Annotated in this window: 1 protein-coding gene; it reads left to right on the top strand. The window is 70.1% G+C overall.

Translation table 11 applies throughout. The features are described 5' to 3' along the window. Nucleotides 1-237, top strand: a 237-nt coding sequence (locus RVY79_RS20045) for a hypothetical protein (protein ID WP_317466334.1), incomplete at its 5' end; no start/stop codon positions are given. Nucleotides 238-264: the final 27 nt, after the last annotated feature.

Genomic DNA, 264 nt, shown 5'->3' with positions numbered 1-264 from the left:
CTGATGGCCTGCGACTGCCTCACCCAGACCAACGCTCTGCTCGCGGAGCACAACACGAAGCTGCCGGGCACGATCGCGCTCCCGCGCAACGGTGTCCCCGGCTACGTCACCGTGACCCTGCTCACCGAGAAGGTCGCCCCGCGCGGCAAGCGTCCCGTCGTCATGGCGCCGACCTTCTGCCCGGTCTGCGGCGAGCGGTACGTGCCGCTCGCGGCCGTCGCTGAGGAGGCCGCCTGATCATGAGCGAGCGCGAGAACATCCAGC

Origin of the sequence: Chromohalobacter sp. HP20-39, from assembly GCF_033052815.1 — a bacterium.
Classification (GTDB): Bacteria; Pseudomonadota; Gammaproteobacteria; order Pseudomonadales; family Halomonadaceae; genus Chromohalobacter.
The sequence above is the reverse complement of the archived record's forward strand: the minus strand, read 5'-3'. Positions and strand labels throughout refer to the sequence as shown.